Raw genomic sequence first — 4,628 nt, forward strand, 5'->3', positions numbered from 1 at the left:
TCGGGGGTGTGGGCGTAGTCCACAACTACCGCGATATCCTGCCCCGGCAGGGTCACCCGCTCCATCCGCCCCGGTACGCCCGGAAAGTGGGGCAGAGCCGACTGGATGGTCTCCACCGGTATCCCCAAGTGCAGCGCCACCCCCACCGCCGCCAGCAAGTTGGCCAGGTTGAAGGATCCCACCAGGGGGGCCTCCACGGCAAACGTGCCCGCAGGGGTGTGCAGGGTCGCGCTCAGGCCGGTGGGGCGCAGTTGAACTTGGCCGGGCCAGAGGCCGGGGATCCCCTGCAGGGGCTGCAGAGAATAGGCCCAGGGATCCAAAGAGGGTTGGATGGCCTGCAAAAGCCGCCGTCCCCCGGCATCGTCGGCGTTGATCACCGCCCGCCCTTGGAGATACTCCTGTCGGAAGAGGGTGGCCTTGGCCTGCCAGTAGTTCTCCAGCGTCTGGTGAAAGTCCAGGTGATCCTGGGTGAGGTTGGTCCAAACGGCAGCGGCAAAGGCACAGCCCCACGCCCGATCCTGGGCCAAAGCGTGAGAGCTCACCTCCATCACCGCCACCTCAGCGCCGGCTTCCTTGGCCTGTCTCAGGCTGCGCTGCAGTTCAGGCGGAAAAAGGGTGGTGTGGGGAGCAACTTCGCTGTGGCCCGGCCAGCGGTTGTACAGAGTGCCCAGCAAAGCGGTGGAGCGACCGGCAGCCTGCACCAAATGTTCAATGAGATGGGTGGTGGTGGTTTTGCCGTTGGTGCCCGTTACCCCCACCAAGGTCAGTTGACGGGCGGGAAAACCATAGAAAGCTGCCGCCACCTGGGCCACGGCCCTGTTCAGGCTGGCGCGAGGCAAAACCAGGACGGGCTGACTTCCCCATCCAGCCTCTCCGCTGACGCTCTCCCACGCCTCTTGGGAAATGAGGGCCGCCACTGCCCCTGCCGCCAGGGCTTGGGCCACGAAGCTACCTCCATCCACGCGGGATCCCGGCATCCCCAAGAAGAGATCCCCCGGCTGTACCTGGCGAGAGTCGGCACAGAGGCCCCAGACCTGCACCCCCTCCAGGGATCCCTGGGCCAATTGAGGCTGGATCCCGGCTTGGTGGAGCAATTTGGACAAAGTGATCCCAGCAGTTTCCATCGTTGCCACTCCCCACAGCTTTGCCGGTTAGGGTAGCGGCCAGGGATTGCCGCCGTCAAATTAGGCCAGGGCTTCCTCCAGCTTTTGCTTGGCCCACAGAGAAGCGTAGAGGCCCTTCTCGTCCGCCAGCAATTCGGCATGGGATCCCTTCTGCACAAGGCGGCCCTGGTCCATCACCCAAATCTGATCGGCCTCCACCGCAGCCGTGAGGCGATGGGTGATGAAGATCACCGTTTTCTGGGCCGTGACCCGACGCAGATGGCGGAGGATGGCTTGGGCCGTCTGGTTATCCACGCTGGAGAGAGAGTCATCCAGGATCAAGATGGGAGCATCCACCAGTAAAGCCCGAGCCAAGGCCACCCGCTGTCGCTGGCCACCGGAGAGGGTAATGCCCCGCTCTCCCACCAGAGTGTCGTAGCCCTTGGGAAAGTTGAGGATCTCGGCGTGGATGTGGGCGGCTTTGGCAGCCCATTCCACCTCCCAATCTTCGGCATCCGGCTTGCCGTAGCGAATGTTATCCCGGACCGTGGCGCTGAACAGGAAGCTCTCCTGGGGCACATAGGCAATGGCCCGGCGCAGGGATCCCAGTTGAATCTGGGTGATATCCTGCCCATCCAAAAACAGTTGCCCCGGCTGGATCTCCAGCAGCCGAAGAAGGGCATTGGCCAGAGTGGACTTGCCCGCCCCAATCGGCCCCACCACCGCCACCATCTGGCCCGGTTCTATGCAAAAGTGCAAATCCTCTAGAGCCGGAGCTGCCGCAGGGCCGGCGAAGGCAAACGCGAGACCTCTGGCCTCGAGGCGACCCTGCACCCTCTCCAGAGGCAACGGCAAAGCGCCTGGGGCGTCTCGGATGGTGGGTTCTACCCCCAACAGAGCATCGATCCGCTCCAAGCTGACCTGCCCCCGCTGGTAGGCCGTGATGGTGAAGCCCAGCAGGGCGGTGGGAAATACCAACCGTTCCACGTAGAGGGTGAGGGCCGAAAAATCCCCGATGGTCAGCGTCCCTGCCGCAATCTGCGGCCCCCCCACCGCCAGCAGCAGCAACAAACTGAGGCTGACCAGCGCCACCAAAGAAGGGAAAAGCAAGTTGCGAGTGAGGGCCAAGCGCAAATTGGCCTGCAGCAGCCGCTGGTTCTGGCGGCGAAACTCCCGCTGCTCGTGCTGTTCCTGGCTGTACACCTTGATCAGGGCAATGCCGTTCAGGTCCTCTTGAATGAGATCGCTCAGATCCGCCAACTCCTGCTGCACCTGGAGCTGCTCCTGCTGCAGGCGGTTGCTGCTCAACTTCACCAGCACCAACATCACCGGAAACACCGACAGCGCCAAGGTGCTCAGACGGGGCTCGATGCCAAACATGGCGGGCAAGGTGGTGGCATAGGCAAAGATCGTGTTGGCCAAATTGAGTAGGGCAAAGCCCAACAGGCGGCGGATGTTTTCCACATCGCTGGTGATGCGGGTGAGAATGTCCCCAATGGTCTGCTGGGCAAAGTAGGAAGGCTGCAGGGTGAGCAAATGCTCGAAGATGGCTTGCTTGAGGTGAAACTCCACCTGCCGTCCCACCCCAAACATCCACACCCGCGAGGCAATGCGAATGCCCATCATCAGGCTGGAGACGACCAGCACCGTCAAGGCGTAAAGGGCAATGCGCCGGGCCGACAAAGTGGCCAGGTTCTGGCTGAGGTCATCGATGACCAGCTTGACGTACCAGGGCAGGAACACCCCCAGGCCATTGACCAGGAGCAGGGATCCAATGCCCAACCCCACCTGTCGTCGATAGGGGCGCAGATAATGGGCCAATTGTCGGAGATGGGATCCGGTCACTCACTTGCTCCCTGCATCCTCTTCCACTCTAGCGCTCAGCCGGATCCCCCCGGTAGGGATCAGACCAGAACCTGAGCCGGGGCTTGCTGGGCCAGTTGCGCCGTTTCCCGCCGTGCCCAGGCATCTGCCTGCAAAATGTCCTCCAGGCTGGGATCGGCAATGACTTGATGCCGCTCACAAACCCGCTCCAAGAGACGGGGAATATCCAAAAAACGGATGCGCTCCTGCAAGAACAGGGCCACCGCCGCTTCGTTGGCCGCATTCAACACTGCCGGCAGCGTTCCCCCCCTCCGTCCAGCGGCATAGGCCAACTCCATGCAGGGGTACTTGCGGTGATCCGGAGCCTTAAAGGTGAGGGATCCCAGCTTGACCAAATCGAGGGGATCCCAGGGGGTGGCCAGGCGTTCCGGCCAACTGAGGCCGTAGAGGATGGGCAGGTGCATGTCCGGCCAGCCCAACTGGGCCAGAACAGAGGTATCGGCCAGCTCGATCAGGGAGTGGACAATGCTCTGCGGGTGGATGAGGATGTCGATGTGGTCGTAGTCCAGGCCGAAGAGCCAGTGGGCCTCGATCACCTCCAGGCCCTTGTTCATTAGGGTAGCCGAGTCGATGGTGATTTTGCGCCCCATCACCCAATTGGGATGCTTGAGGGCATCGGCCAGGGTGACCTGATCCAATTTTTCGGCAGGCCAATCCCGAAAGGCGCCACCCGAGGCAGTCAACAGGATTCTTCGCAGGGATCCCGCGGGCACCCCCTGTAAACACTGGAAAATGGCCGAATGCTCAGAGTCGACGGGGATCAGGTTCACCCCGTACTGCCGCACCAAGGGCAGCACCACCGGCCCCCCTGCCACCAGGGTTTCTTTGTTGGCCAGGGCAATGTCTTTGCCGGCACGGATGGCCGCCAGGGTTGGCAACAAACCGGCGCAGCCGACGATCCCCGTCACCACCCGCTGGGCCGCCGGGTGAGCCGCCACCTGACACAGCCCCTCCGTTCCGGCCACCAACTCCGGCAGCGGTCGGATCCCCGTCAGCAGCGACCGCAGCTCCGGCAGCAGCTCCTCCCGGCCAATGGCAACCATCTGGGGCCGAAACCGCCGTACCTGCTCGGCCAAGAGGGCGACGTTGCTGTAGCTGGTCAGGCCAACAACCTGAAAACGCTCTGGATACTGGGCCACCAAGTCCAGAGTTTGGGTGCCAATCGAGCCGGTGGAGCCGAGCAAGGTGATGGCTTGCATAAAGGATCCCTTTACCCCTGAAAGAGCGTGACGTCCTCCCAACGCAGACTTCCCCTCGCGCAACTTGCCCAAGGACTCCGTCCCGCTATTGCGAACGGCCCCACCTCGCGTTCGGGGATCCCTGCCTCACGCCCCTTCATCTTATTCTTATCTGGTTCTGATCTGGAATCTGTGTGCTCCCTCCGATCCCCGACAGCGGGATCCTATGCGGCTGTGGGGTCCGCGATGCCCCCCTTCCCCAGATTTTGGTTTCAAACCTTTCCCGACTGAGAACGCAGCCACTGGCTGAGCAGCGCCTCGATCAGCTCCGAAAGATCTTGATCCGATTCCAACAGGATGCGCTTCACGGCTCGGTGAGTCTCTTTGGGGATTTGACATACTCCCCTGCCTAAAGACAGGGGATTCTGGTTCCTGGTTCTGCGACAGCGCTTACCGTGTCAGG

At 62.3% G+C, this 4,628-nt stretch carries 3 protein-coding genes; all 3 read right to left on the reverse strand.

The window, feature by feature from the left end; genetic code table 11:
• Nucleotides 1–1,124: Mur ligase family protein (locus NW829_RS11525; RefSeq protein WP_414417138.1), on the reverse strand; the 1,124-nt coding region annotated here is incomplete at its 3' end.
• Nucleotides 1,125–1,184: 60 nt separating this feature from the next.
• Nucleotides 1,185–2,948 carry an ABC transporter ATP-binding protein gene (locus tag NW829_RS11530; RefSeq protein ID WP_414417139.1) on the reverse strand — a complete coding sequence of 588 codons (1,764 nt, stop codon included), beginning with the start codon at nucleotides 2,946–2,948 and terminating at the stop codon, nucleotides 1,185–1,187.
• 59 nt (nucleotides 2,949–3,007) lie between these two features.
• On the reverse strand, nucleotides 3,008–4,186 hold the full coding sequence (locus tag NW829_RS11535; protein ID WP_414329119.1) for a 1-deoxy-D-xylulose-5-phosphate reductoisomerase: 1,179 nt from the start codon (nucleotides 4,184–4,186) through the stop codon (nucleotides 3,008–3,010).
• Nucleotides 4,187–4,628: the final 442 nt, after the last annotated feature.

It is taken from the genome of Synechococcus sp. R55.8 (assembly GCF_047461895.1).
Taxonomy (GTDB): Bacteria; Cyanobacteriota; Cyanobacteriia; order Thermostichales; family Thermostichaceae; genus Thermostichus.